This is a genomic window from Bradyrhizobium vignae (genome assembly GCF_900324035.1).
Taxonomy (GTDB): domain Bacteria; phylum Pseudomonadota; class Alphaproteobacteria; order Rhizobiales; family Xanthobacteraceae; genus Bradyrhizobium; species Bradyrhizobium vignae.
In genome coordinates this window covers 897,501-924,115 of sequence record NZ_LS398110.1, presented here as the reverse complement: position 1 = coordinate 924,115, position 26,615 = coordinate 897,501, and the positions used below count along the sequence as shown (strand labels likewise).

General features: G+C 64.0%; 25 protein-coding genes and 1 pseudogene (1 of these 26 only partly in view). 13 read left to right on the top strand and 13 right to left on the bottom strand.

Translation table 11 applies throughout. The annotated features are described in order from the left end of the window. Nucleotides 1–21: 21 nt before the first annotated feature. Nucleotides 22–429: a hypothetical protein gene (locus tag BRAD3257_RS04460; RefSeq protein ID WP_122400828.1), complete on the bottom strand. Its 408-nt coding sequence runs from the start codon at nt 427–429 to the stop codon at nt 22–24. 267 nt (nt 430–696) lie between these two features. Further along, a complete protein-coding gene (locus BRAD3257_RS04455) occupies nt 697–1,308 on the bottom strand; it encodes a nuclear transport factor 2 family protein (RefSeq protein ID WP_122400827.1) in 612 nt (203 codons plus the stop codon). A gap of 183 nt (nt 1,309–1,491) precedes the next feature. On the opposite strand from BRAD3257_RS04455, the gene BRAD3257_RS04450 reads away from it, so the two are divergent. Continuing rightward, complete coding sequence (locus BRAD3257_RS04450) at nt 1,492–2,346, top strand: energy transducer TonB family protein (protein WP_122400826.1); 855 nt, start codon at nt 1,492–1,494, stop codon at nt 2,344–2,346. 96 nt (nt 2,347–2,442) lie between these two features. On the opposite strand, the gene BRAD3257_RS04445 is transcribed toward BRAD3257_RS04450, so the two are convergent. After that, nucleotides 2,443–3,249, bottom strand: a complete 807-nt coding sequence (locus BRAD3257_RS04445) for a response regulator (RefSeq protein ID WP_122400825.1) — start codon at nt 3,247–3,249, stop codon at nt 2,443–2,445. A 233-nt stretch (nt 3,250–3,482) separates the two neighbouring features. Here BRAD3257_RS04445 and BRAD3257_RS04440 point away from each other — a divergent pair, with 233 nt between their 5' ends. Both BRAD3257_RS04440 and BRAD3257_RS04435 read left to right on the top strand, forming a co-directional pair. Further along, nucleotides 3,483–3,716, top strand: a complete 234-nt coding sequence (locus BRAD3257_RS04440) for a NepR family anti-sigma factor (RefSeq protein WP_162500100.1) — start codon at nt 3,483–3,485, stop codon at nt 3,714–3,716. After that, a complete protein-coding gene (locus BRAD3257_RS04435; protein WP_018316216.1) occupies nt 3,716–4,264 on the top strand; it encodes a sigma-70 family RNA polymerase sigma factor in 549 nt (182 codons plus the stop codon). Before BRAD3257_RS04440 ends, BRAD3257_RS04435 begins: the two co-directional genes overlap by 1 nt. 71 nt (nt 4,265–4,335) lie before the next feature. On the opposite strand, the gene BRAD3257_RS04430 is transcribed toward BRAD3257_RS04435, so the two are convergent. The 8 genes from BRAD3257_RS04430 to BRAD3257_RS04395 all read right to left on the bottom strand — a co-directional run bounded on the left by BRAD3257_RS04430 (nt 4,336) and on the right by BRAD3257_RS04395 (nt 13,405). After that, nucleotides 4,336–5,049: a nitroreductase gene (locus tag BRAD3257_RS04430; protein WP_122400823.1), complete on the bottom strand. Its 714-nt coding sequence runs from the start codon at nt 5,047–5,049 to the stop codon at nt 4,336–4,338. Nucleotides 5,050–5,157: 108 nt separating this feature from the next. Beyond that, the gene (locus BRAD3257_RS04425) at nt 5,158–6,402 is read right to left on the bottom strand and encodes an acyl-CoA dehydrogenase (RefSeq protein ID WP_122400822.1); all 1,245 of its coding nucleotides are present in this window, start codon (nt 6,400–6,402) and stop codon (nt 5,158–5,160) included. 111 nt (nt 6,403–6,513) lie between these two features. Continuing rightward, nucleotides 6,514–7,761, bottom strand: coding sequence for an acyl-CoA dehydrogenase (locus tag BRAD3257_RS04420; protein ID WP_122400821.1), 1,248 nt, complete (start codon nt 7,759–7,761; stop codon nt 6,514–6,516). 161 nt (nt 7,762–7,922) lie between these two features. Beyond that, nucleotides 7,923–9,050 carry an acyl-CoA dehydrogenase family protein gene (locus BRAD3257_RS04415; RefSeq protein ID WP_122400820.1) on the bottom strand — a complete coding sequence of 376 codons (1,128 nt, stop codon included), beginning with the start codon at nt 9,048–9,050 and terminating at the stop codon, nt 7,923–7,925. 135 nt (nt 9,051–9,185) lie between these two features. Further along, nucleotides 9,186–11,057: an AMP-binding protein gene (locus BRAD3257_RS04410; RefSeq protein WP_122400819.1), complete on the bottom strand. Its 1,872-nt coding sequence runs from the start codon at nt 11,055–11,057 to the stop codon at nt 9,186–9,188. Between the two features lie 43 nt (nt 11,058–11,100). Next, entirely contained in the window at nt 11,101–11,907 is an 807-nt protein-coding gene (locus tag BRAD3257_RS04405; protein ID WP_122400818.1) for an enoyl-CoA hydratase/isomerase family protein, read from the bottom strand. An 80-nt stretch (nt 11,908–11,987) separates the two neighbouring features. Then, nucleotides 11,988–12,746 (bottom strand): SDR family NAD(P)-dependent oxidoreductase, encoded by a 759-nt coding sequence (locus BRAD3257_RS04400; RefSeq protein ID WP_122400817.1) that lies wholly within the window; start codon nt 12,744–12,746, stop codon nt 11,988–11,990. A 56-nt stretch (nt 12,747–12,802) separates the two neighbouring features. After that, nucleotides 12,803–13,405, bottom strand: a complete 603-nt coding sequence (locus tag BRAD3257_RS04395; protein WP_122400816.1) for a TetR family transcriptional regulator — start codon at nt 13,403–13,405, stop codon at nt 12,803–12,805. A gap of 207 nt (nt 13,406–13,612) precedes the next feature. Here BRAD3257_RS04395 and BRAD3257_RS04390 point away from each other — a divergent pair, with 207 nt between their 5' ends. The 3 genes from BRAD3257_RS04390 to BRAD3257_RS04380 all read left to right on the top strand — a co-directional run bounded on the left by BRAD3257_RS04390 (nt 13,613) and on the right by BRAD3257_RS04380 (nt 17,647). Then, on the top strand, nt 13,613–14,785 hold the full coding sequence (locus tag BRAD3257_RS04390; RefSeq protein ID WP_122406369.1) for an acetyl-CoA C-acetyltransferase: 1,173 nt from the start codon (nt 13,613–13,615) through the stop codon (nt 14,783–14,785). 115 nt (nt 14,786–14,900) lie between these two features. Then, the gene (locus BRAD3257_RS04385; RefSeq protein WP_122400815.1) at nt 14,901–16,445 is read left to right on the top strand and encodes an acyl-CoA synthetase; all 1,545 of its coding nucleotides are present in this window, start codon (nt 14,901–14,903) and stop codon (nt 16,443–16,445) included. A 119-nt stretch (nt 16,446–16,564) separates the two neighbouring features. After that, the gene (locus BRAD3257_RS04380; protein ID WP_122400814.1) at nt 16,565–17,647 is read left to right on the top strand and encodes an ISAs1 family transposase; all 1,083 of its coding nucleotides are present in this window, start codon (nt 16,565–16,567) and stop codon (nt 17,645–17,647) included. 31 nt (nt 17,648–17,678) lie between these two features. On the opposite strand, the gene BRAD3257_RS04375 is transcribed toward BRAD3257_RS04380, so the two are convergent. Continuing rightward, nucleotides 17,679–18,221 carry a methylated-DNA--[protein]-cysteine S-methyltransferase gene (locus BRAD3257_RS04375; RefSeq protein ID WP_122400813.1) on the bottom strand — a complete coding sequence of 181 codons (543 nt, stop codon included), beginning with the start codon at nt 18,219–18,221 and terminating at the stop codon, nt 17,679–17,681. Between the two features lie 137 nt (nt 18,222–18,358). Between BRAD3257_RS04375 and BRAD3257_RS04370 the strand changes: the two genes are divergently transcribed. The 7 genes from BRAD3257_RS04370 (at nt 18,359) to BRAD3257_RS04340 (ending at nt 25,845) form a co-directional block, all read left to right on the top strand. After that, the gene (locus BRAD3257_RS04370; RefSeq protein ID WP_122400812.1) at nt 18,359–19,177 is read left to right on the top strand and encodes an alpha/beta fold hydrolase; all 819 of its coding nucleotides are present in this window, start codon (nt 18,359–18,361) and stop codon (nt 19,175–19,177) included. A gap of 2 nt (nt 19,178–19,179) precedes the next feature. Further along, nucleotides 19,180–19,992, top strand: coding sequence for an alpha/beta fold hydrolase (locus BRAD3257_RS04365; RefSeq protein ID WP_122400811.1), 813 nt, complete (start codon nt 19,180–19,182; stop codon nt 19,990–19,992). Nucleotides 19,993–20,003: 11 nt separating this feature from the next. After that, on the top strand, nt 20,004–21,260 hold the full coding sequence (locus BRAD3257_RS04360; RefSeq protein WP_122400810.1) for a M20/M25/M40 family metallo-hydrolase: 1,257 nt from the start codon (nt 20,004–20,006) through the stop codon (nt 21,258–21,260). Nucleotides 21,261–21,477: 217 nt separating this feature from the next. Continuing rightward, on the top strand, nt 21,478–22,155 hold the full coding sequence (locus tag BRAD3257_RS04355) for a GntR family transcriptional regulator (RefSeq protein ID WP_122400809.1): 678 nt from the start codon (nt 21,478–21,480) through the stop codon (nt 22,153–22,155). A gap of 141 nt (nt 22,156–22,296) precedes the next feature. Beyond that, nucleotides 22,297–23,097 carry a phytanoyl-CoA dioxygenase family protein gene (locus BRAD3257_RS04350; protein ID WP_122400808.1) on the top strand — a complete coding sequence of 267 codons (801 nt, stop codon included), beginning with the start codon at nt 22,297–22,299 and terminating at the stop codon, nt 23,095–23,097. Between the two features lie 164 nt (nt 23,098–23,261). Beyond that, nucleotides 23,262–24,575 carry an NAD(P)H-dependent oxidoreductase gene (locus BRAD3257_RS04345; protein WP_122400807.1) on the top strand — a complete coding sequence of 438 codons (1,314 nt, stop codon included), beginning with the start codon at nt 23,262–23,264 and terminating at the stop codon, nt 24,573–24,575. 181 nt (nt 24,576–24,756) lie between these two features. After that, nucleotides 24,757–25,845, top strand: coding sequence for a TRAP transporter substrate-binding protein (locus BRAD3257_RS04340; protein ID WP_122400806.1), 1,089 nt, complete (start codon nt 24,757–24,759; stop codon nt 25,843–25,845). Nucleotides 25,846–25,954: 109 nt separating this feature from the next. On the opposite strand, the pseudogene BRAD3257_RS04335 reads toward BRAD3257_RS04340, so the two are convergent. Next, nucleotides 25,955–26,615, bottom strand: a pseudogene (locus BRAD3257_RS04335) (IS481 family transposase); it runs 508 nt beyond the window's last position.

Genomic DNA, 26,615 nt, shown 5'->3' with positions numbered 1-26,615 from the left:
ACCATCACAAGGGGGCGCGGATCAGGTCACGCAACGGCCGGGCTGGAGCAGCCTTGCGACCTCGGTCAGGGAGCTGACCATCGGCTCACAGGCGATCGTCGGCTTGGTGCGAGGCTTCTTCTGGTTCTGGAGCAGCACGGGCGGCTTGGCGTTGCCGCTCTCGATCACCGCCGGGACCCGCAGCAGCACCGACGTATCGGGAAGGTCGTTCAACCGCATCGACACCGTGCGGGTGGAAACTGCTGCCGGCTGGACCTCCCCGAGCCGGTCCGCCTTCGCGGCGCGATTGACGTTGTGGCCCGGCTTGTCAGCCTTGGCGGCGACCGCTTGCCAGCGGTCAGCCAGATCGTGGCCGGAGGCTAATTGCACGGCGCCAAGCGAGGCGGCGATCGCGATGGCGCTCAAAAATACCTTTTGAATCTGTGACATGGCTGACGGTCCCTCGCCCCATGGCGATCGCGGGAACAACGCCGGCAGAGGATCGGGGGTTCTCGGCCGTTACGATCACTTAACCGTGTGCGAAAAATGCCGCAGGGCCGACAAAATATTTCGCAAGCCGTGGAACGACTCTGCCAGTCGGGAGTCGTCTCAGCAGCCGGCTATTCCCCCCTGCCCCATAAGCCGGCGACGTAGGGCGCGACTGTGGTGATGCCAGTCGCGCCTTACTTTTGTCTGGAGCTCACTTGGTGCGAGTTATTAGGCCTTCCCCGTCAGCCAGTCCCGCCCCTCGCCATAGAGCTTCTCGACCTCAGGCCCGATCAGGCCCGGCATGTCACGCTTGACCTTGTAGCCGATCAGCTCCTGCGCATAGGCGAGGTGGCGATAGCCTTCGGGCAGCGCAGCGAGCGCCTGCTGATCGAGGCGAAGCGTCGCGGCAGGATCGACCGGATCAATCCGGTCCTTCTCATAGATCGGCTGGCGGCGGACGATGCCCCATTTGCTAATACCTGATTGGTCCTGCCGCTTCTCCAGGAAATCGTAGAACCGCCCGGTGCAGACGACGTCGCAGAGCACGTCGTGCACCAGAGCGCGCTGCGAGATCGTCATCTTGGTCTGGGCGATGGCCCGCTCGCCGGCGAGATCGATGCTCGTGCCACCGAGGAAATGCAGGATGCGCACGCCCTTGGCAAACCCCTCCTGGCTGACGCGTATGAAATCCCGCGCCGGTCCCTGAAACCAGGTGGCGGACATCCAGCCCTCTTGGTGCCAGACGGTGGCAAACCGCTCCCAATCACCAGCATCGCGCCACACCACCCAGTTCTCGACGAGGTCGCGAATGGCAAGGCGATCGAGGAGTTGCTGATCCATGGTCGTGTCTCTCCCGGCGGCTTGAGCCTGCAATGGATGTCATCGGCCCGACGTATCAAGGGGGCAATTTGGTCGCCGTCAAGCGGCAGGGCATCGCGGTCGTTCCAGCTGCCCACAACGGAGTGAGCGCGATGCGTGCGACACGCCTTGCAATCAACCGGACGGCGATTAGTATCCGCGACGATGCAGATGAAATCCCCCTTGCTGGCCGCATTTCTCGGATTGCTTGCGGCTTTCCCTTCCGATGCGCAGACGTATACGCAGAGTGAGAATGCCCAGGCCTGGAAGGCGAGGCTGTCAGCACACATCGCCAAGAGCAGGTTATTTCCAGCCCAGGCACTGGGGCAAACCGGTGAGGCCAAGGTTGGCTTCGTCATCGACCGGTCGGGCAAATTGGTCTCGCGGGCACTGGCGGCGAGCACCGGCTCGCGACTGCTCGACGATGTGGCGCTGGAGATCGTCGCCCGCGCCCAACCGTTCCCCGAGCCGCCTTCGGAGCTGAAGGACGAGACGTTCTCCTTTACGGTGCCGATTGTCTTCAACGGCCGGAAATTCCAGGTGCCGACGAACGGGGTGATGCTGAGCACGCCGGCTTCCGGCCTCGCAGAGTCCGAGGCTATGGCCGCGTGGCGCAAAGCGGTCACCGAGCACGTCTGGCGCAACAGGGTATTTCCTCCGCAGGCGATCGGCCAAAGGGCCGATGCCGGCGTGACATTCGTGGTCGATCGCTCGGGCAAATTGATCTCAAGCGCTTTGGTGGAAAGCACGGGCTTCGCACCGCTGGACGCCGCGACGCTGGCCATGGTCGAGCGATCCGCGCCATTCCCGAAACCGCCCACCGAGGCGAAGGACGATTTACAGAGAATAACCGTCCTCATAGCTTTCGACGGGACGCAGCCAAACCTGGCGCCGTCACCGGAAGGAGAGAAATTGCTTCAAACCTGGATCGAGGGCCAGCCCAAGCTGAATGCGAAATCCCCAGGACCGGATGATACAAAGCTAAACTCGATGCTTCGCAGCATCTGCCGCGGCTGCTGAGGCAGAGCAGGACGACGCTCCGCCGCCATATAAGCCGCCATATAATAAGAACGGCGCGCCTTGCGACGCGCCGTCCCGTGTTCGATACAGGCCTTCTTAAGCCGCCGGCGCCTTCGGCGTGCGGTTGCGCGAGTTGCGCTGGAAGAACAGCGCCTGGCTCGCGACCGCCGATACCATCGCGGGCTGGAACGGCTTTGAGATCAGGAACGCCGGCTCGGGACGCTCGCCGGTGAGGAAGCGCTCGGGGTAGGCGGTGATGAACACCACCGGCACCTCGAAGGTGCGCAGCAGCTCGTTGACCGCGTCCAGGCCCGACGAGCCATCGGCGAGCTGAATGTCGGCGAGGATCAGACCGGGTCGCTTGTTCTTGGCGAGCGCCACCGCGTCGGCATGGGTGCGCGCGACGCCGACGACATTGTGACCGAGATTCTTCACAAGGCTCTCGAGGTCCATTGCAATGAAAGTCTCGTCCTCGATGATCAGCACGTCGGTGGCGATCTCGGCCGCCATCTCGCGCCCTGCGGCATCCGCAAGCCGCCGCGTCTCGGCAACGTCGGTGCTGAGGATGAAGGCGACCTCCTCTTCCGAAAATCCCTCCAGCGACAGCAGCAGGAAGGCCTGCCGCGGCAGCGGCGTGATGTTCGACAGCCGCCGCTCGGGCGGCATCGGCAGGGTCGTCACCTCGGCATCGTCGTTCACCGAAACCGAATTCCAGATCTGGGTGAACAGCCGGAACAGGCCCGCCCGCGGTCCGTGGCTCTCGTCGAGCACCGACGGATCTCCCAGCATGGCTTCCAACATGGCTGCGACATAAGCGTCGCCGGACGCCTGGCTGCCCGTCAGGGCGCGCGCGTACCGGCGCAACAACGGCAAGTGTTCAGCGACAAGCTGTGAACGGGACATCCCCACTCCATTCGTCTTCGGGCCAACCTTGAGATCCAATCCTGAGGTCAGGGCGTCACGCGGGGGGCCCGGGTTCCCCCTGCTGGGCTGATTACGCGTCAGCTCAAGAAAAGTTCCGTCGGGCTGGGAACTTTTTCGCACAGCTGGAATTGTGCCTATCCAGGGAACGGCTCGCGGTTGAGAAAACATCTCGATTTTACAGTCACTTAACTCGGGGAAACGTGGAACAGGTCATGAAAGATCTCAAGTCTCAAGCCAGCAGAAGCACGACCCCCGGCAAGGGAGGCCTCACTCCGGAGATTCAATCCCGGATTGGGCATCAGTTGCGCGCCATGTACGACGACGTCGTGCGACAGGGGGTTCCGGACCGGTTCGCAGAACTGATCAAGAAGCTTGATGCGCCGGGGGCGACACCCCACGTGGAAAATGAGGGCGGATCCAACGACAACAACAATGGGAGGGAGTAATGCCTCTCACGGACTCCCTGCGTAACGACATCTTGGCGGCCGTGCCCAGCCTGCGCGCCTTCGCCATCTCGCTCAGCGGCAACGCGGACCGGGCCGACGATCTGGTCCAGGAGACGCTGCTGCGGGCGCTCGCCAACATCGACTCGTTCCAGCCCGGCTCCAACCTGCCGGCGTGGCTGTTCACGATTCTGCGCAACCTGTTTCGCTCCGACTATCGCAAGCGACGGCGCGAGGTCGAGGATGCCGAAGGCAACTACGCCAAAACGTTGAAGACACAGCCTTCGCAGAACGCGCATCTCGAATTCGAGGAGTTTCGCACGGCTTTGGACAAGCTTCCGCAGGACCAGCGTGAGGCGTTGATCCTGGTCGGCGCGTCGGGCTTCTCCTATGAGGACGCGGCCTCGATCTGCGGCTGCGCGGTCGGCACGATCAAGAGCCGCGTGAACCGCGCCCGCTCAAAACTCGCCGCACTGCTCTACGTCGACGGCGCAGAGGATTTCGGACCCGACGAGACCGTGCGGGCCGTGATCGGCGGCAGCGGCGGATAGCGGCAGTCAGTCATCGAAGCCACACCCACGCGTGAAGGCGGCAGTTCGCGCGGCCGCCTTCGTGCACGTCATCACTCCTCAACGAACGTCACCGTATCAGGCACGCTCGCGCGCGAGGTGCGGTAGCCGTTGACCTTGTGGGCGTGGTCGGCATAGCCGAACGAGATGCCGCAGACGATCCGGCGGTCCTCGGGCAGGTTGAAGTGGCGACGGATCAGGCCGGAATGCCGCGCCAGCGCTGCCTGCGGAATCGTCCCTAGCCCGAGCGCCTGCGCCGCCAGCATGAAGTTGGAGACATAAGCGCCGCAATCGATCGCGCCGTAGATGCCGAGTGGCTCGTTGGTGTGGATGATGGCGACATGCGGCGCGCCGAAGAAATTGTAGTTCTCCAGCGCCTGCTTGGCGTAGGCGGCCCGGTCGCCGCGGGCGATTCCAAGCGTATTATAGAGCTGGAAGCCGCTCTCGCGGCGGCGATCGAGATAAACCCCTACATATTCGCGCGGCGGAGTGAAATCGTAATCGTCGCCGAGGCCCTTTGAGGCCTCGGCGTAGATCGCCTTGCGGAAACGTTCCTTGGCCTCGCCGCCGGCGATGATGACCTGCCATGGCTGGCTGTTGCACCAGGATGCGGTGCGCTGCGCGGTGGTCAGCACATGCTCGATGGTCGCCCGGTCGACCTCTCTGGGAAGAAACGCGCGGACGGAGTAGCGTTCGTTGAGGAGCTCTTCGAGCACGCCGATGCGGTCTTCGGTGGAGTAGCGCGTATTGGGCACTTTAGCATCCATGGCTGGTCTCGCTTTCGTGCCCCAGATGCGGCGCAGAGCCGGGGCCCATTGTGGGATTCTGGGTCCCGGCTCGCGGCGCGTTGCGCCGCGTCCGGGACCCGAGGATATTCACCGTCCCTTTGTCGGGATCTTGTTATACGGCACGTCCTTGTCAACGCGGATGTCGCCCGGCAAGCCCAGCACGCGTTCGGCGATGATATTGCGCAGGATCTCGTCGGTGCCGCCGGCGATGCGCATCGAGGGCGAGGACAGCAGCATCTGCTGGAACTGGCCTTGTACCGTCTCCTCGTCGCTGCCGGTGAGCACGCCCGCCGCGCCCTGCAGGTCCATGGCGTAGGTCGCGATGTCCTGGAGCATCATGCCCGAGACCAGCTTGCCGATCGAGTTCTCCGGGCCCGGCCGCTCGCCCTTCGAAAGCGCCGAGATCGTGCGGTAGCTGGTGTATTTCAGCCCGCTCGACTTCGCGGCCCAGCTCGCGAGCTTCGAGCGCACGGCGCGATCGTCGATGGCGACCCCGTCCTCCAGCATAAGATTGGAGCAGAACTCGAACATCTCAGGGACGCCGGTCGCAAGCCGCGCGCCGATCGACATGCGCTCGTTCATCAGCGTGGTCAGCGACACGCTCCAGCCGTCGCCGACGGCCCCTAACCGCTGGCTGTCGGGGATCACGACGTCGGTGAAATAAACCTCGTTGAACTCCTGCATGCCGTTGGCCTGCTTGATCGGCCGGACCTCGACGCCGGGGCTCTTCATGTTCAGGAAGAACATGGTGAGGCCCTTGTGCTTGGGCACGTTCGGGTCGGTGCGCGCGATCAGGAGGCCGTAGTCGGAGTAATGCGCGCCCGAGGTCCAGATCTTCTGGCCGTTGACGACCCAATTGTCGCCCTTCTTCTCCGCGCGCGTGCGCAGGCCCGCGACGTCCGAACCGGCCGCCGGTTCGGAGAACAGCTGGCACCAGATCTCCTCGCCCGATGCGAGCTTCGGCAGATAGCGGCGCTTGGCGTCCTCGCTGCCGAAGGCCATCACGGTCGGGCCGCACATGCCTTCGCCGATCTGGAACGGCTGCGTCAGCTTGCCGTAGACGCCCTCCTCCTGCTGCCAGATCACCTTTTCGATCGGCGTCGCGCCGCGGCCGCCATATTCCCTAGGCCAGTGCAGGCAGGCCCAATTGCCCTCGAACTTCTTCTTCTGCCAGGCCTTGCCGACATCGACGATGTCGTGGTTGGCAAGACGAATGCGGCCGAGCGAGGATTTCGACAGCTCGGCCTGCAATTCCTTCGGCGCATTGGCGTCGATCCATTTGCGCGCGGTCTCGCGGAATGCGGCTTCCTGCGGGGTATCGTCGAAATTCATGGCACTTCCCTTTTATTGTCATTCCGGGCGCGCAACGCGCGAAGAATCCGGAAGTTACTCACACACATCGAGATTCCGGGTTCGGCTCTTCGAGCCGCCCCGGAATGACGGCTAATTCCTTCCCTTGGTCGGGATCTTGTTGAACGGCACGTCCTTGTCGACACGGATATCACCGGGCAGGCCCAGCACCCGCTCGGCGATGATGTTGCGCATGATCTCGTCGGTGCCGCCTTCGACGCGGGTGCCCGGCGCACGCAGCAGCATGGCTTGGAAGCGGCCCGCGACTTCGGCGTCCTCGGGACCGCTGACGACGCCCGCCGCACCTTGCAGGTCCAGCGCGTAGGTCGCGACATCCTGGATCATCGAGCCCGCAACCAGCTTGCCGATGGAATTTTCCGGCCCCGGCCGCTCGCCCCTCGACAGCGCCGAGATCGCACGCATGCTGGTGTATTTCAGCCCGCTCGCCTTCACCGCCCAGTTCGCGAGCTTCGAGCGCACCGCGCGATCCTCGATCGCAGGCCCGTCGTCAAGCATCAGGCTGGAGCAATATTCGAAGAGCTCGGGGAAACCGGTCGAGACGGCCGCGCCGATCGCGCTGCGCTCGTTCATCAGCGTGGTCAGCGAGACGTTCCAGCCGTCACCGACCTCGCCGAGGCGCTGGTGGTCGGGGATGCGCACATTGGTGAAATAGACCTCGTTGAAATCGGAGGCGCCGCTTGCCTGCTTGATCGGCCTGACCTCGACGCCCGGGCTCTTCATGTCCAGGAAGAACATGGTGAGTCCCTTGTGCTTGGGCACGGTCGGATCGGTGCGGGTGAGCAAGATGCCGTAGTCCGAATAATGCGCGCCCGAGGTCCAGATCTTCTGGCCGTTGATGACCCACTCGTCACCATCCTTCTCGGCGCGCGTGCGCAGACCCGCGACGTCAGAGCCGCCGGCCGGCTCGGAGAACAGCTGACACCAGACGTTCTCGCCGGAGGCCAGCGGCGGCAGATAGGTGCGCTTATGCTCCTCGCGCGCAAACGCCATCATGGTCGGCCCACACATGCCGTGGCCGATGATGAACATGCGGGAGAGCTGGCCGAACGGCCCCTCCTCCTGCTGCCAGATCACGCGCTCGATTGGCGAGGCGCCGCGGCCACCATATTCCTTCGGCCAGTGCAGGCAGGCCCAGCCGGCGTCGGCTTTCTTCTTCTGCCAGGCCTTTGCGACCTCGAGGATGTTCGCGTTCTTCAGCTGCGTGCGACCAAGAGAGGATTGGCGCAGCTCTTCCTCGTACTGCTTCGGCGCGTTCGCGCTGATCCAGGCGCGCGCGGTCGCGCGGAACTCGGCTTCCTGTGGGGTGTCGTCGAAGTTCATGGTGTTTTCTCTCCGTCATTCCGGGTCGCGCGCAGCGCGAACCCGGAATCCCGACGTTATTCACTCATCTCCGGATTCTCAGATGTGCAATTGCACATCATAGTTCCGCCGCTTTGCCGCATAGTTCCGCCGCTTTGCCGCGCCCCGGAATGACGACATCCTCAAGCCGCATTCTTCTTTCGCATGCGGTCGATCAGCTGATCCTCCCAATAGGACAGGCTGCCGAGCCCCAGCGCCATCGCATTGGCGCGGCGGTAGTACATGTGGCAGTCGAACTCCCAGGTGAAACCCATACCGCCGTGAACCTGGATGTTGTTCTTGGCGCAGTGCTGGAACGCCTGCGTCGCGCTGATGCGCGCGGCGGCGGCGGCTTCCGGCAGTTCGGCCGCATTGGTCGAGAGCGCCCAGGCGCCGTAATAGCTGTTGGAGCGCGCCAGCGTCGCCGAGACGTACATGTCCGCGAGCATGTGCTTCACGGCCTGGAACGAGCCGATCTGCCGGCCGAAGGCAATGCGGTCGAGCGCGTAGTCGCGGCCCATCTCAAGTGCGCGGTCGGCGCCGCCGACTTGCTCGAACGCACACAGCACCGCGGCGCGGTCGAGCACCTGAGTGAGGATACTCCAGCCCTCGCCCGCCGCGCCGAGCAGCTCGGCCTTGCAGTTCGTGAAGGTAATTTCGGCCTGGCTGCGGGTCGGATCGAGATTGGTGAGGTTTTTCACCTCGACGCCACCGGCCTTGAGATCGACCAGGAACAGCGAGATATCGCTCTCGCGCCCGCTCGACCCGGTGCGCGCGGCAACGACCGCAAAATCGGCGATGGCGCCGTCGGCGACCGGCTTCTTGACACCATTGAGCGTGCCATTCGCAGCCATGAGCTTGATGTTCTTCGGCGACGGATTGCCCTTGCCCTCGAACAGTGCCAGCGTGCCGATCGCCTCGCCCGCGGCGATGGCAGGCAGCCATTTCTTCTTCTGCACGTCGCTGCCGGCGATCAACAGCGCCTCGGCAGCGAGGTAGACGGTCGAGGAGAACGGCACCGGCGCGTTGGCACGGCCCATCTCCTCCGCGATCACGCAGAGCTCGAGATGGCCGGCGCCGGCACCGCCGAATTCTTCCGGGATCGCAACGCCAAGAAAGCCCATCTCGGCAAGGCCCTTCCACAGCTCCTTGTCGTAAGGCGCCTTGCCATCAAGCACGACGCGCACCGCTTTGGGCGAGCATTTTTCCGCGAGGAATTTGCGCGCCTGGTCGCGGAGCTGCTTCTGGTCGTCGGAAAAATCGAAGTTCATGGCGGCTTACCTTTTTCTTGCTGTCATTCCGGGGCGCGACGCAGTCGCGAACCCGGAATCTGGAGGTCACTCACTCATCTCGAGATTCCGGGTTCGCCGCTACGCGGCGCCCCGGAATGACGAATTCACTCGCACTCATCGCAGCACGATCACGTCTTCATCCGGCCTCTCGGCATAGAGCCGTTCCACCAGCGCGGCGCGGCGTTCGAGGCCGGCGCGCTGGTTGATGTAGCCCTTGTCGGTGAGCTCGTTGCCGTCGATCGAGGGCGGCTCGACCATCAGCATGGCGCGCGCGATGATGCGGCTGCTGGCGCCCTCGCACTCCCGGTTGTGCGCTTCCAGCCCGCGTCTGAAACAGGCGATCACCTCCGGATGCCTTACCGCATCCTCGAAGCTGAGATCGGTATTGCCCACGAGGTGTCGGCAGGCATGAAGGTTCGGCCAGGCCAAGAGGCCGATAAACGGGTGATCCTGCCCCGTGACTAGTGCGTCATGCACCACGGGAGTCGTGGCCGCGATCGCATCTGTGCGGAGCGAGCCGACATGCACGAAAGTGCCGGTGGTGAGCTTGAAGTCCTCCACGACACGGCCGGCGAAGATGATGCCTTGCACCGGATCGGAATCGTCGACGAAAATGCCGGCATCCCCTATGCAATAAAAGCCTTCCTCGTCGAACATCTTCTTCGTCAGCTCGGGCTGGCCGAAATAGCCGGGCGTGACGTTGACGCCGCGCAGGCGCAATTCGTATTTCGAGTCGCACGGCACCATCTTCAATTCGACCCCGGGGAACGGCAGGCCGATCAGACCGACGCGCTCGGTGTCCCAATAAGTGCCGGTCGAGGTCGGCGCAGTCTCGGTCGAGCCCCAGCCGGTGTAGAACACGATGCGCTCACCGGTGGTCTTCACTGCCAGGGCCTGCATACGCTCGTAGAGATCGTCAGGCAGCCGCGCGCCGCCATAGGCCATGATCGAGAGGTTCTTGAAAAAGGAGCGGCACAGCGCGTCGTCCTTCTCCATCGCCGCCGCAAGTGCGGCATAGCCGGCGGGCACGTTGGCGTAGTAGGTCGGCGAGATCTCGCGCAAGTTTCGCAGCGTCTCCTCGAACTGGCCCGGCGTCGGCCTTCCGTCGTCGATATAGAGCGTGCCGCCGTCGACCAGGATTGGATGAAACGCCGCGTTGCCGCCCATGGTGTGATTCCAGGGCATCCAGTCCAGCATGGTCGAGATCGGACCGCTGGGATCGCGCGGCCGCACCTGCATCATCATCGCCGCATTGGCACACATCATCTCCTGGGTGTTGATGACGGCCTTGGGCATGCCGGTCGAGCCCGATGTGAACAGCAGCTTGCCGACAGTCTGCGGCGTGATTTTTGCGATCGACGCCTCGACATCCGCAGTTACAGGCGTTGCCGCGAGCTCGGCAAAGCTGACGCTCTTGATGCCGTCACTGGGCCGCGCGACGTGAATGACGGTGACGCCGGTGAGGTCGAGCGCCTTTAGTGCCTTCTCGAAGATCGGGCCGTCCTGCACCATCACCACGGCCGGCTTGATCAAGTCGAACAGGTATTTCAGCTTGACGTGATCGTGGCTCATCAGCGAGTAGGCCGGCGACACCGGCGCTGCCGGGATGCGCGCCTGCATCGCGGCCTGCGTCATCAGCGCGTGCTCGATCGAATTGCCGGAGAGAATCGCGACCGGACGTCCCGCGAGCTTGAGGTTCAGCAGTCCTTGCGTCAGCGCGTCCACGGTGCGCTTGGCTTCGCCATAAGACACCTTGCGCCATTCGCGGTTGGGGCCGCCGCGCTGTGCCAGCCAAATGCGCTCGGGTGCTTCCTTCGCCCATTTCGCCAGCGAGGCGGGGATGTGCTTTTCGTAAGGCTGCAGCGGAATGCGCGACTTCAGCACCACCGTGCCGTCGCCGCGGCGCTCGACGGCGATGTCGCGCTTGAGCCACTGGACCTTGCGAAAGGCAGGCTTCGTCATCACCGCCGCCGCGCTTCCACTCATTTTGCGTCTCCCGGAATTATTGTCCTTTGCGGATCTTCGTCGTTCAGCGCTTGATATAGACAGGCTTTCGCTTCTCAAGGAAGGCCCTGATGCCTTCCGAAAACTCTTCCGAGCGGCTGCACAGGACCTGGTTGCGATCCTCCATCGCGATCGCAGCTTCCAGCGATCCGGAATCGACGCTCATGTTGAGACATTCCTTGGACAGCCGCAGCCCGACGGGCGAAGCCGACACCATCGCCTCGACATAGGGTTCAGCCGCCGCATCGAGCTGGTCCTCGTCCACGATCTCCGACACCAGCCCGACGGCGAGCGCACGCTCGGCGCCGATGAAGCGTCCGGTCAGGATCAGTTCCGATGCCACGGACACGCCGACCAGACGCGGCAAAAAATAGCTGGTGCCGATGTCGCAACCGCCGAGGCCGAGCTTGATGAAGGCGCAGTTCATCCGGGCCGACTTCGCGGCAATGCGGATGTCGGACGCCAGCGCCAGCGCAAACCCGCCGCCTGCCGCCGCACCTTGGACCAGCGCAAGGATCGGCTGCGGACAGCGCCGCATCAGCATCACGATATCGGCGATGCGGCGTTGCGAATCCAGCGACTCCGTGACGCCGGGCGGCTCAAGCTGCCCGGCACGACGCGCCATCGCGGCCTTTAGATCGAGGCCTGCACAAAAGTTCTTGCCGGCACCCTTCAGCACGACGACGCGCGTATCGCGATTGCGCTGCAGACCCTGGAAGTAGGCGTTGAGCGCATCGATCAGCGCAGGATCGAGCGCGTTCAAGCTGTCAGGACGATTGAGCGTCACCCGGTCGACGCCGTCGTCATGTTCGATCAGCAGCGGTTGGGACATGAGGCCTCGCACTTTCTTGCCACACGCAGACCGTCTCCCACCCTCCCCTGGAGGGGTCCCTCCAGGGGAGGGTAAGCGAGTTACCTCGGCGCCATGCGGATGGCACCGTCGAGGCGGATGGTTTCGCCGTTCAGCATCGGATTCTCGACGATGTGCACCGCCAGCATGCCGTATTCGGCGGCATCGCCGAGACGCGACGGATGCGGCACCTGGGCGCCCAAGCTCTTGCGGGCTTCTTCGTTGAGGCCCATCAAAAGCGGCGTGAAGAACAGGCCCGGCGCGATGGTGTTGACGCGGATCTTCTGGCTGGCGAGATCGCGCGCGGCCGGAAGCGTGAGGCCGACGACGCCGCCCTTCGAGGCCGAATAGGCGATCTGGCCGATCTGGCCTTCGTAAGCGGCAACCGAGGCGGTGTTGATGATGACGCCGCGCTCCTCGCCGACCGGCTCGATAGTGACGAGGCGCTCGGCAAACAGCCGGAGGCAGTTGAAGGTGCCGATCAGATTGACGTTGATGATGCGCGCGAACTTTTCGAGCGGGTAGACGCCGTCGCGGCCGACGATGCGCTGGGAGCCGCCGATGCCGGCGCAGTTCATCAGCACGCGGGCGACGCCGTGCGCAGCTTCGGCCTTGGCGATCGCAGCCTTGATCTGCTCCTCGCTGGTGACGTCGGCATGCAGCGCGACGCCCTTCACCTCAGTGGCGACCTTCTCGGCGTTTTCCTTGCTCTGGTCGATCACGCCGATCTTGGCGCCCTTGGCCGCCATGGCGCGGGCGGTCGCGGCACCAAGGCCCGAGCCACCGCCAGTGATGAGAACAGCTACGTCTTTCAACTGCATCTTGAGCTACCTTTCCTTGGGCGTTTCTTCTCTAGACTTGTGAACGTTTGGCCGGACTATCCGGCCGCGGCAGCTTCCTCGGCTTGCGTGAGGATGCCGCCGCAGATCAGCGTTTCCATGTGCTTGATGTATTGCCGGCAGACCTCGTCGGTGACCGGGCCGACGCCGGTCGCGCGGGACATCGCGTGCCGGCCGAAGAACAGGTGATCGCAGGCACCGATCAGGCTGGTGTAGAACAGCACCGGATCGGTCGGGCGGAATTCGCCGCGGCTGACGCCTTCGGCCAGCAGGCGGCGGTGGAAGTCCAAGAGCGGCGCAACGAAGAATTTCGAGACTTCGTCGGCAGAGTTCGCGCTGGTCTCGTGCAAGAGATAGTGGATCAGCCGGTTCATGTAGGGGAACCGGTGATAGGCGCGGATGATGCCGGCGATATGCAGCTTCAGCTTCGCCGTCGACGTGATCGGCTGCGCCAGCAGATATTCGAGATTGGACATCTCGGTCGCGGCATCCCGCGCGAGCAGCGCCAGCAAGAGGCCGTCCTTGTTGCCGAAGTGATATTTGACCAGCGCGGCGTTGGCACCCGACTTCTGCGCAATGTCGGAGAGCGAGATCTCGATCGACGAGCGCTCGATCATCAGCTCGCTGGCGGCCACCAGCAATTTCTCTGCCGTGGAATTTTTCCCGCCGGGGAGCCTGTTCGGTACGCTGGTAGCCACGGAGATCCCTGTTCTCAAGGCAAGAGCGGGCGCAGATAAGCCCAAGCAGCGGCTCACCACAAGAGTTAATTGATCGATTGACTAAACGATATCTCAACCCTTAAATCCGCCCCGACAATCCAATTCAGAACAAACATGGGAGAGACCGAAATGGCCGAGGCTTACATCGTCGCCGCTGCGCGTACCGCGGGCGGGCGCAAGGGGGGCCGCCTCGCCGGCTGGCATCCGGCCGATCTCGCCGCGAAGGTGCTGGACGAGCTGGTCGATCGGACCAAGGTCGATCCGGCCCAGGTCGAGGACGTGATCATGGGCTGCGTGATGCAGGTCGGCGAGCAGTCCAACAACGTCGCGCGCAACGCGGTGATGGCGTCAAAGCTGCCGGAGAGCGTGCCGGGCACCTCGATCGACCGCCAGTGCGGCTCGTCGCAGCAGGCGCTGCACTTCGCCGCGCAGGCCGTGATGTCCGGCACGATGGACGTGGTGATCGCGGCCGGCGTGGAATCGATGACGCGCGTGCCGATGGGCCTGTCGTCTCAGCTGCCCGCCAAGAACGGCTTTGGCAATTACAAGAGCCCGGGCATCGAGAAGAAGTATCCGAACATCGTGTTCAGCCAGTTCACCGGCGCGGAGATGATGGCCGAGAAGTACGGCCTCTCCAAGGATGAGCTCGACGAATACTCATATGGCAGCCATCAGCGCGCGATCGCGGCGACGCAAGCCGGTCATTTCAAGAAGGAGATCGTGCCGCTCGAGATCACCCGCGCCGACGGCAGCAAGGACATCCATCACATCGACGAAGGCATCCGCTTCGACGCCACGATCGAAGGTATCAAGGGCGTCAAGCTGATCGCCGAGAACGGCAAGCTCACCGCAGCCAGCGCCAGCCAGATCTGCGACGGAGCCTCCGGCGTGATGGTGGTGAATGAGAAGGGCCTGAAGCAACTCGGCGTCAAGCCGCTCGCGCGCATCCACCACATGACCATGATGGGCGGCGATCCCGTCATCATGCTGGATGCGCCGCTGCACGCCACGAAGCGCGCGCTGGAGAAGGCCGGCATGAAGATCGGCGACATCGACCTGTTCGAGGTCAACGAGGCCTTCGCTTCGGTACCGACCGCCTGGCTCAAAACCACCGGTGCAGACCCCGAGCGGCTCAACGTCAACGGCGGCGCCATCGCGCTCGGCCATCCGCTCGGCGGTTCCGGCACCAAGCTGATGACGACGCTGATCCATGCCCTGCACCAGCGTGGCAAGCGCTACGGTCTGCAAACCATGTGCGAAGGCGGCGGCATGGCCAACGTGACGATCGTGGAGCGGCTGTAAGAAAAATAAAGCGAGTAGTGAATGGCGAGTAGCGAATGGTGAGTAGGTGAAGAGCAGTTTGGCCTTCTTCCTATTCGCCATTCGCTACTCGCCATTCGCGTTTTGAGGAAACGCCATGACCCACCCCTCCATCCACGCCCGCACCACGCCCGACAAGATCGCCTATCAGATGGCCGGCACCGGCAAGGCGATCACCTATCGCGAGCTCGACGAGCTCTCGAACCAGGGCGCGCAGCTGTTCCGCTCGCTCGGGCTGAAGGCCGGCGACCACATCGCGCTGTTGATGGAGAACCGCCTCGCCTTCATGGAGCTGTGCTGGGCGGCACAGCGGAGCGGGCTCTATTACACCGCGATCAGCCGCTATCTGAAGCAGGACGAGATCGACTACATCATCGCCGATTGCGGCGCCAAGGTCGTGATCACCACGCCGAAATGCGCCGACCAGATCAAGGGACTGATCAAAGGCGCTCCTAACGAACCGATCTTCTACATGATGGACGAGCCGCTGCCGGGCTTCCGCTCCTACGACAAGGAAGCCGCCGCGCAGCCGATGACGCCGATCGCGGACGAGGTCGCCGGTTACGACATGCTGTATTCGTCGGGCACCACCGGACGTCCGAAGGGAATCAAGAAGGCCTTCGAAGGTAACAGGATCGACGTGCCGAACGCGTTCCTGCGCGTGCTCTGCGCCGACATGTGCGGCATGAACGCCGAGAGCACGTATCTCTCGCCAGCGCCGCTCTATCACGCGGCGCCCCTGCGCTTCAACATGATGGCGGTCGTGCTCGGCGGCACCTCCATCATCATGGAGCACTTTGACGCCGAAGAGTTCCTGAGGCTGGTCGAGAAATACAAGGTCACGCAATCGCAGCTGGTGCCGACCATGTTCGTGCGCATGCTGAAGCTGCCGGACGAGGTGCGCACCAGGTACGACGTCTCCACCCTGAAGGGTGCGATCCACGCCGCCGCGCCCTGCCCCATCGAGGTCAAGGCGAAGATGATCGAATGGTGGGGACCGATCCTGATCGAGTATTACGCGGGATCGGAAGGCAACGGCGTCACGGTCTGCACATCGCGGCAATGGCTGGAGCATCGCGGCAGCGTCGGCCGCGCCGTGGTGGGCAAGATCAAGATTTTGGACGAGAACGACGAGGAGCTGCCGGTCGGCGAGATCGGCACCGTCTATTTCGCCGACGCGCCGGCCTTCACCTATCACAACGACCCCGAGAAGACGAAGAAGGCCTACAATGCCAAGGGCTGGTCGACGCTCGGCGATGTCGGCTATCTCGACAAGGACGGCTTTCTCTATCTCACCGACCGCAAGTCCTACATGATCATCTCCGGCGGGGTGAACATCTATCCGCAGGAGACCGAGGATGTGCTCATCACTCATCCCGACGTCGCCGACGTCGCCGTCTTCGGCGTGCCGAACGAGGAGATGGGCGAAGAGGTCAAGGCGGTGGTGCAGCCGCACGACATGAGCCGCGCCGACAAGACGCTGGAGGCTGAGCTGATCGCGTTCTGTAAGAGCCGCCTCTCTTCCGTCAAGTGCCCACGGTCGATCGATTTCGAAGCCGAGCTGCCGCGCACGCCGACCGGCAAGTTGGTGAAGCGGCACCTGCGCGACCGATACTGGCCGAAGGCGGCGGCGAAGATTTGAGGCGCTCTTTCTTACCCTCCCCTGGAGGGTAGGGGAATCGCATATGGTGCTGGCAGGGTGTTGCCAAGCGGTTGGAACTGGATTCTTTGGGTGTCTCTCGATTCCAGAGGGAGACCTGAATGCGCAAGCTCAAGCGCCTGTTTCGACCGCTCAAGGACCCGCGCGCCAGCAACACCCGACATGATCTTGTGGAGATCCTCGTCATCGCCTTGGCGGCGACGCTGGCTGGCGCCAAGACCTGCACCGAGTTCGAGTTCTTTGGCCAAGGCCGCGAGGAGCTGTTGCGGCGCTTCCTGGAGCTCAGGCACGGCATTCCGAGCCACGATACGTTCAGCAACGTCTTCCGTGCGCTGGATCCGAAGGGGCTGGAAGCGGTTTTGCGCAAATTCAGCAAGAGCTTCGGCATCAAGGGGGTGGTCAGCATCGACGGCAAGGCGCTGCGCGGGGCCTACACGCGGGGCCGGCAGGCCACGCCGCTGCATATGGTCAATGTCTGGGCCGCAGGCACTCGCATGGCGCTGGCCCAGAGAAAGGCTCCCAACCGCAACGAGGTTGCCGGGGCTCTCGAAGTCCTCGCCCTGCTCGATCTGGACGGGGCTCTTGTCACCGCCGATGCCTTGCATTGCCGGCCTGACACCGCGCAGGCCATCCGCGACCGGAAGGGGCACTACGTGTTGGCCATCAAGAGCAACCGTGGCCGGCTCTTCAAGGCCGCCAAGACGCTGGTCGACACAGTCCGAAAGCCCGCGCGAGCGAGTCAACGAAGAGCCACCGCCCACGGCCGCGTCGAACACCGACAGGCCATCGTCGCGCCGGCTCCTCAGTTGGCGAAACAATACGACTTCCCCGCTATCGCCGCAGTCGGTCGCATCGACAGTTGGCGCGCCAACTCTGGCAAGGCTGTCAAACACACGGTCCGATACTTCCTCGCCTCGCGCTTGCTGTCGGCCAAAAAGCTGCTCGAGGTCGTGCGTGCCCACTGGAGCATCGAGAACAACCTGCACTGGGTCCTCGACGTCCTGTTCGACGAGGATGCCTGCCGCAGCCGCAAGGATCACGCCGCCGAAAATCTCGCCCTCATCCGCAAGCTGGCCATCAATACCCTGCAGGCAACGCCCGGTCCTGCCCGCATCAGCCACAAAATGCTCCAAGCCAGATGGAATAATGACTTCCTTCTCTCCGCCCTCGCCCATATGCGATAGCCCTACCCTGGAGGGGAGGGTGAAGCGGAGATCAATCGAACAAGCTCGGCGTGTGGTTCACCAGCGCGCCTTCGATCTCGAGCATCTTCAGCTTCGTGACCACGCCGCCATTGGCCGAGAAGCCGCCGGGCTTGTTGCCGGCGGCGAGCACGCGATGGCAGGGCACCACGATCGGGCAGGGGTTGCGACCGAGCGCCTGGCCCACGTCGCGCGACAGCTGGACGCCGCCGAGCTGCTTGGCGATGTCGCCATAGGTGATGGTCTTGCCCGGCGGGACGGTGCGGGCGATGTCATATACGCCGCGGTTGAATTCGGGAACACCGTCGAGGTCGAGCGGGATGTCGGTGAGATCATCCGGCTCGCCGGCGAGCAGTTTGGTCATGCGGTCGATCGCCTGCTGGACCTCCCAGGGCGGCTCGGCCTCGCTGGCATCAGCTTGGCGCTGATGGATGCGGGTCCGGATCTTTTGCTCGCCGCCCATCGGCAATTGTGTGCCGTTGATGCCGCGCGGACCCCAGGCGACGGCGCACAGGCCGATCCGGGTGTCGAACAGGGCAAAATGCTGGTCGGTCATGACTAGGTTCCTGGCTTGCTTCCGTTGCAGGCCCCCCACTTTCATCTCGTGCCAAATCTAGGCTTGGAAATAGTTGCGATCCACCCGGTTTCCGGGAATCTTGCACAGGAGTTCCAATCGACTTCGCGAGCCCCGGAATGCAGAGCCTCCACGTCAACGGTTACGACATGCCCTATCTCGACGTGGGCGAAGACAGAGGCAGGCCGCCGCTGGTCTGCGTTCACGGCTCGCTCAATGATTTTCGCGTCTGGGGCTGCGTGCTTGGGCCGCTGACGCAGCAACATCGGGTGATTGCTGTCAGCCTGCGGCATTTCTTCCCCGAGCGCTGGGACGGCGTTGGTGACACCTATTCGATCGCCCAGCATGTCGACGACGTCATCGCCTTCATCGACAAGCTCGATCTCGGGCCGGTCGATCTGATGGGCCATTCGCGCGGCGGGCATATCTGCTTCCGCGTGGCGCAGCGTCGGCCCGAGCTGCTCCGCCGGCTGATCCTGGCCGAGCCTGGCGGCGAGCTCGATGCCAGCCTCGATCCGGATTACGTCGGCGGCCCCTCGCCGCTGCTGGCGCGCTTCACGGCTTCCGCCGAGAAGATCGCGGCCGGCGATGTCGACGGAGGCCTTGCGGTCTTCGTCGACACGCTGGAAGGCGCCGGCACCTGGCCGCGATTGCCCGCGATGGTGAAGCAGAACCTGCGCGACAACGCCATGACGCTGATCGGCCAGGTCCGCGACAACCGCCCGCCGTTCTCGAAGACGGATGCGCAGTCCATCAAGATGCCGACGCTGTTCATCCTGGGCGCGCGGACCAAGGGCCTGCTGCCGAAGGTGCTGCATGCGCTGGCCGCGCATGTGCCCTACTCCAAGACGGCGATCATTCCGAACGCGACGCATCCGATGTTCGAGCAGGCGCCGCAGAAATATTCCGAAGTGGTACTGGATTTTCTGGCGAGCTGATCATGCAGAGCTTTCGCGTCAACGGTTACGACATGGCCTATCTCGAAGTGGGAGGCGGTCCACCGCTGGTCTGCGTGCATGGCACGCTCGGGGATTTCCGCACCTGGTACTCTGTGCTCGGTCCACTATCGCAAGCACATCGGGTGATCTCGGCCAGCCTGCGGCATTTCTTTCCCGAGCATTGGGATGCCGTCGGCGACGACTACACGATGGCACAGCACGTTGCCGACGTGATCGCCTTCATCGAGCAGGTGAGGCCCGCCCCCGTCGACCTGATGGGACATTCGCGCGGCGGACATATCGCCTTTCGCGTGGCGCAGGCCCGGCCCGATCTGTTGCGCAAGCTGGTACTGGCCGAGCCCGGCGGCGATCTCGACGCATCCCTGCCTGTGCCGGAAGGCACGCCCGCGTACCCGCCGCTGGCGGCGCGCACGGCGCGCTCGGTCGAGATGATCCGCACCAGCGACATCGAGGGCGCGCTGCGGAATTTCTACGAAGGCATCGAAGGTAACGGCTCCTGGCGGCGAGTGCCTGCCGCGGCCAAGCAGCAATTGCGCGACAACGCGCTGACCTTCATCGGTCAGATCAACGAGCAGCGCCGACCCTACACGCTCAGCGATGCGCAGGCCATCAGGACACCGACACTGCTGATCGGCGGCGGCGCCACCGCCGGCAGCCTTTCGGTGATCTGGCGCGTGCTGGCCGCGCATATCGCGGGCGCCGAGACGGCGGTGATTGCGAATGCCGGCCACTGGATGTTCGAGCAGGCGCCGCTGGAGTTCGGCGAGGTAGTGGACAAGTTTCTCGCCGAGTAAAGGAGACCTCGATGACCTTCCGCCGCGTTACCCTGCTCGCTTTGCCACTGCTCGGCCTCGCCATGAGCAGCACGACCACCCTTGCGGCCGCCGACGAGAAGATCAAGGCCGCCGCCGAGCAGGAGAAGGCGCCGCTGATCGAGACGTTGCGCGACATGGTGATGATCGAGAGCGGCAGCAGCGACGTCGAGGGGCTGAAGAAGATGGCCGACTTCACCGAAGGACGCCTGAAGGCACTCGGCGCCACCACCGAACGGCGCAAAACCACGGCGGGTGCCGGCGCCGACATGGTGGTGGCGACGTTCAAGGGTTCGGGCTCGCGAAAACTGATGCTGATCGCGCATATGGACACCGTCTATCAGCGCGGCATCCTCGCAAGCGAGCCGTATCGTGTCGACGGCAACCGCATCTACGGCCCCGGCATCGCCGACGACAAGGGCGGCATCGCCGTCGTGCTGCACGCGCTCAAGATCCTCAAGGAGGCCGGCTGGACTGACTACGCCACGCTCACCGTGGCGTTCAACCCGGACGAGGAAGTCGGATCGATCGGGTCGGGCGAGATCATCGCGGAGCTCGCCGACCAGCACGACGTCGTGCTCTCCTGCGAGCCGACGGCGGCCTCGCCGCCCGCGAAGAACGATTCGCTGCTGCTGGGCGCCAGCGGCACTGCGACCGGCATCATGAAGGTGAGGGGCCGTGCGGCGCATGCCGGCGCGGCACCCGATCGCGGCCGCAACGCGCTGATCGAGCTCTCGCATCAGCTGCTGCAGACGCAGGACGTCGCCAAGTCGATCCCGGGCACCCAGCTCAACTGGACGACGGCGAAGGCCGGCACGGTGCGCAATCAGATTCCGGAAGATGCCGAGGCCGGCGCCGACATCCGCCTCACCATTCCCGACGGCATCGCCAGGCTCCAGGCGGCGCTCGACGAGAAGATCAAGAACCGGCTCGTGCCCGACACTGAAACAACTGTGAAGATCGTGGCGGGCCGCCCGCCCTTCGTCGCCAGTCAGCGCGGCCGTGCGCTGGCCGAGATGGGGCAGGCGATCTATGCCGAGATCGACCGCAAGCTCGATATAGCCGAGATGACCGGCGGCGCCACCGACGCCGGCTACGCCAACCGCAACGGCAAGGCGGTCGTGGTCGAGAGCTTTGGCCTTGCCGGCTTCGGCTATCACGCCCGCGACGAGTTCATCGACACCAACTCGATCGTGCCGCGGCTTTATTTGATGAGCCGAATGCTGATCGAGCAGGGGAAGAAGGAGTAGCTCATGTCCCGGACGCGCTGCAAAGCTTTGGCGTTGCGATGGTGGGCCCATTTTGACGAAAACAACCCCATGCACAGTAGACGGGCATAGTGATATCAATGACTTAGCTGGCCCCTCCAAAGCCGCCGGAGCGAGGCCTCCGGGCTGCATTGACGCCTCTCCTCTCCTGCAGTACCGTCGAATACGGAATTCCGTATTCCATCTTGGAGCTGCCGGCGTGATCCCTCTCGACCCGCTCCCGAACCTGATCGACCAGGTCTATGCGCGGATCCTGGAGGCGATCTCCGACCGCACGCTGCGGCCCGGCCAGCGCATCCGGCAAAACGAGCTTGCCGACAAGCTCGGCGTCTCGCGTCAGCCGGTGTCACATGCGCTGCATCTGTTGCACCGGCAGGGCCTCGTCGCCGAGAGCGGCCGGCGCGGTTTCGAAGTCACCCAGCTCGACCCCGCGCGCATCCGCCAGCTCTACGAGGTGCGCGGCGCCATCGATGCGCTGGCGGCGAGGCTCGCCGCCGCGCGCGCAGCGAGCGATGCGGCGGGACGCGCGCGACTGGAGGCGGCGTTCGCCGCCGGACGTCGCATCGATCGCAACACGTCGCTCGCCGAGCTCATCGTGCTCGATGTCGACTTTCACCGCGCGATCTACCAGCTCGCCGGCAATCCCGTGATCGAGGAGACCATCGCGCCGCAATGGCCGCATATGCGTCGCTCGATGGCGACAGTGCTGTCGGAGCTCGACTATCGCGACAGCGCCTGGGCCGAGCACGCCGATATCGCCGAACATATTCTGCGCGGCGATGCGAAGGCGGCTGAACGCGCCGCGCTGGCGCATGCGCAGACGGCGGGGCGGATGACCGAGGAGAGATTGAGGGCGACGGACGCGGCGGCGGCGTAGCGATTTACACGCACGCCGTCATGCCCGGGCTTGTCCCGGGCATCCACGTTCTTCCGAAGGTGGAGCAAAGACGTGGATGGCCGGGTCAAGCCGGCCATGACGACAGAGAAGACAAACAACAAAAACCAAGGAGGACGACCCATGAAACTTTCCGAGGCGCAATTGGAGTTCTTCCACCGCGAGGGCTGGCTGTTCCTGCCCGAGCTGTTCAGCCAGGAGGAGGTCGACCTGCTCGCGCGCGAGGCGGTCGGCATCTATGACACGAACCGGCCCGAAGTCTGGCGCGAGAAGAGCGGCGCGCCGCGCACGGCCTTTGCCGCGCATCTCTACAACGAGGCGTTCGGAATTCTCGGTGCGCATCCGCGCATGATCGAGCCGGTCGAGCAGGTGTTCGGTGAACCCGTTTACATGCACCAGTTCAAGATCAATGCGAAATCGGCCTTCACCGGCGACGTCTGGCAATGGCACCAGGATTACGGCACCTGGAAGCGCGACGACGGCATGCCTGAGCCGCGTGCGATGAACATCGCGATCTTCCTCGACGAGGTGATGCCCATCAACGGCCCCCTGATGCTGGTGCCGCGCAGCCAGAATGCCGGCGATCTCGAAGCCTCTCATGACCTCGCCACCACCTCCTATCCGCTGTGGACGCTGGACGAGGACACGGTGACGCGCCTCGTCAAGCAGGGCGGCATCGTGGCGCCCACCGGCAAACCAGGCGGCATGCTGATGTTCCACGGCAATCTCGTGCATGGCTCCAGCGGCAACATCACGCCCTACCCGCGCAAGATCGTGTACCTGACACTGAACGCGGTCTCGAACTACATCCGCACTCCCACACGACCGGACTACATCGCGCATCGCGATTTCACACCGATCAAGACGGTGGATGATGATGCGCTGCTGCGGCTTGCTCGTGCGCCGAGGCAGGCGGCGGAGTAGAATGCTCTCGTGCCCCGGACGCAGCGCAGCATCTCTTCGACGATCCGCTGCAGAGCCGGGCCCCACGCCGCGCCGAATTCCCTCGCACTGGGTCCCGGCTCTGCGGAGCAGCGCTGAAGAACCGCTGCACCGCGTCCGGGACACGAGACTCATCGGATGACAACATGAACCTCTTCCGCCTCCTCCAGGCCCGCGCATCCGCCGGCAAGCCCGTCCGTGTCGCGCTGATCGGCGCCGGCAAATTCGGCTCGATGTTTCTGGCGCAGGTGCCGCACACGCCGGGATTGGAGGTGCCCATCATCGTCGACATCGACTGCGATCGCGCGCGCGAGGCCTGCCGCACCGTCGGCTGGGACGCGGAGCGGATCGCCGCGACCGTCTTCACCGATGACGGCGCTCGCGCGATCGCCGGCGGCGCGATGGATGTGGTGGTGGAGGCGACCGGCAATCCCGCCGTCGGCATCAAGCATGCGCGCGCCGCGATCGCGGCGGGCAAGCATATCGTGATGGTGAATGTCGAGGCCGACGTGCTGGCTGGCCCCCTGCTCGCCGAGGAAGCGCGCAAGGCGGGCGTCGTCTATTCGCTCGCCTATGGTGACCAGCCGGCGCTGACGGCGGAGATGGTCGACTGGGCCCGCGCCACCGGCTTCCGCGTCGTCGCCGCCGGCAAGGGGACGAAGTACCTGCCGGCCTACCACGACGTGACGCCCGATGGCGTCTGGCAGCATTACGGCCTGACCGCGGGCGAGGCGCAGTCGGCCGGCATGAACCCGCAGATGTTCAACTCCTTCCTCGATGGGACCAAATCGGCGATCGAGATGGCCGCGATCGCCAATGCCTGCAGCCTCGACGTGCCCGCGGACGGCCTGCTGTTTCCGCCCTGCGGCGTCGACGACCTGCCGCACATCATGCGGCCACGCTCGCGCGGCGGCGTGCTGGAGCGGTCCGGCGTCGTCGAGGTCGTCTCCTCGCTCGAGCGCGACGGCCGGCCGGTGTTTCGCGATCTGCGCTGGGGCGTCTATGTCGTACTGGAGGCGCCGAACGACTACGCCGCCGATTGCTTCCGGCAATATGGCTTGAAGACCGACGCCAGCGGACGTTTCGCCGCCATGTACAAGCCGTATCATCTGATCGGGCTCGAGCTGAATGTCTCGGTGCTGTCGGCCGCGCTGCGGGGCGAGTCGACCGGGCAACCTCACGGCTTCCGCGGCGACGTCGCGGCGGTTGCAAAACGTAACTTGCGCGCTGGGGAGATGCTCGATGGCGAAGGCGGCTACACGGTATGGGGCAAGCTGTTACCGGCAGCCGCGACCCTCAAGACGGGCGCGTTGCCGATCGGGCTCGCACATCGCGTGAAGCTGAAGCATGACATCGCCCATGGCGCGGTGGTGCGCTGGAGCGATGTCGAATTCGACCCGGGCAACGAAACGGTGAAGACACGCAAGGTCATGGAAGCCGCATTCGCAGCGCAGCATTGATCGGCTTCGTCGGTCACACAACAAGAGTGCGCTTGATTTGCAGTTCCCCTTTGGTCATCCTGACCACGATCCGGGAGCACTGAATTTCGGACGACAAGAAACGTCGGCCACCGGCGAAGACCAAAGCGGCGTCAAGACCGCAATCCCTCGTCGAGGACTCGACATCACAGGAGGGAAACGCATGGAACGTCGTAAATTCCTGACGGCAGGCGGACTGGGCCTGGCCGCAACTGCTGTTGCTGCGCCGGCCGTCGCACAATCGATGCCCGAAGTGAAGTGGCGGCTCGCTGCAAGCTGGCCGAAATCTCTCGACACGCTGTATGGCGGTTGCGAGTATTTCTGCAAGCGGGTCGCCGAGATCACCGACAACCGCTTCCAGATTCAGCCGTTCGCCGCGGGCGAGATCGTCCCTGGCCTGCAGGTGCTCGATGCGGTCTCGAACGGCACCGTCGAGATCGGCAATACCGCGCTGTACTACTATTGGGGCAAGAATCCCGCCTTCACCTTCGGCACGGCACTGCCGTTCGGTCTCAACACGCGCCAGCACATCTCCTGGCTGCAATGGGGTGGCGGACAGGATCTCCTCAATGATCTCCTCAAGGAGCACAACGCGATCGGCGTGCCCACCGGCTCCACGGGCGCGCAGATGGGCGGCTGGTTCCGGAAGGAGATCAAGTCGATGGCCGATCTGCAAGGGCTGAAATTCCGCGTCGGCGGCTTCGCCGGCACGATCATCGCGAAGGTCGGCGGCGTGCCACAGCAGATCGCGGGCGGCGACATCTATCCCGCACTGGAGAAGGGCACGATCGATGCGGCCGAATGGGTCGGTCCCTATGATGACGAGAAGCTCGGCTTCGTGAAGGTCGCAAAGTACTATTACTATCCCGGCTGGTGGGAAGGCACCGGGCAAGGCCACAACGTCATGAACCTGGAGAAGTGGAACGCGTTGCCGAAGCACTACCAGGCCGCGGTCGAGAGCGCTTCGCGCGACGCCTTCACCTGGGTGACGGGCAAGTACGATGCCGTCAACCCGCCGGCCTTGAAGCGGCTGCTGGTCGCCGGCGCCATCCTCAAACCGTTCCCACAGGAAGTGCTCGAAGGCTGTTATGGCGCGGCCAACGAGATCTATACCGATCTCGCCAAGAGCAATCGGCATTTCGGCAAGATGTATGCGAGCCTCACCGCGTTTCGCAGCGAGTCGCTGGCCTGGATGCAGGTGGCCGAGCTCAGCTTCGACACATTCATGATGCGGATGCGGACGAGGACTTAGCTGCATCGCTGCAAGTGGCGAAACGACGAAAGCCCCGGAGAGATATCTCCGGGGCTTTTTGTCGGCTAACGTCGGGCCGCCTCAAAGCTGTCATCGTCCGGCTTGATGTTCAGCCCGGGGACATGACCGACGGGTGTTCGGGGACATAGCCGACACATTCTCCGCTCGCCAAGTCGATGATAGCGACTTGGTGGGCGGCAAAGAAGATCCCGTATTGCGCATCGTTTGCCGAGGGGCGGATGGCGAGGCGCTCGCCACGGAAGGCCTGTGGCACTTTCCAAAGACGTCCCTTGAAGCTGACATAGGCTTTGGTCGTGGAGACGCGGCGCACGATCTCATGGCTGTCGTATTCGACCTGTGGCAATCGATCGGGCATTGGTCGCTGGCTGGGCCGATATCGACTGGCCGGGACCTGTTGTCCGAGCGCCTCGTGTGGCCGTTCGAAGTTGTAGACTTCCCGCCAGGCGTCGAAGGCACGCTGCGTCTCTGCGAGATCGCGGAACTGTCGCAGTGCGAACACCTCAGCCGCGAGGGTGCGGTGGAATCGTTCATTCTTGCCGCGGCTTTGCGGGTGATATGGGCGGCTGTGGATGACGGCGACGCCAAGCTTGAGCAGCCACACCGAGAACCGTGTCCATCGCTCGCCGGAAGGATCACCCCAGGGCGAACCATTGTCGACGAAGAAAGCCTCCGGGAGCCCGTAGTGGCGAAAGGTCTTCTCCAAGCGGCTGCGCACGGTATCTGTGCGTTGATCGGCACAGGCCTGCAGG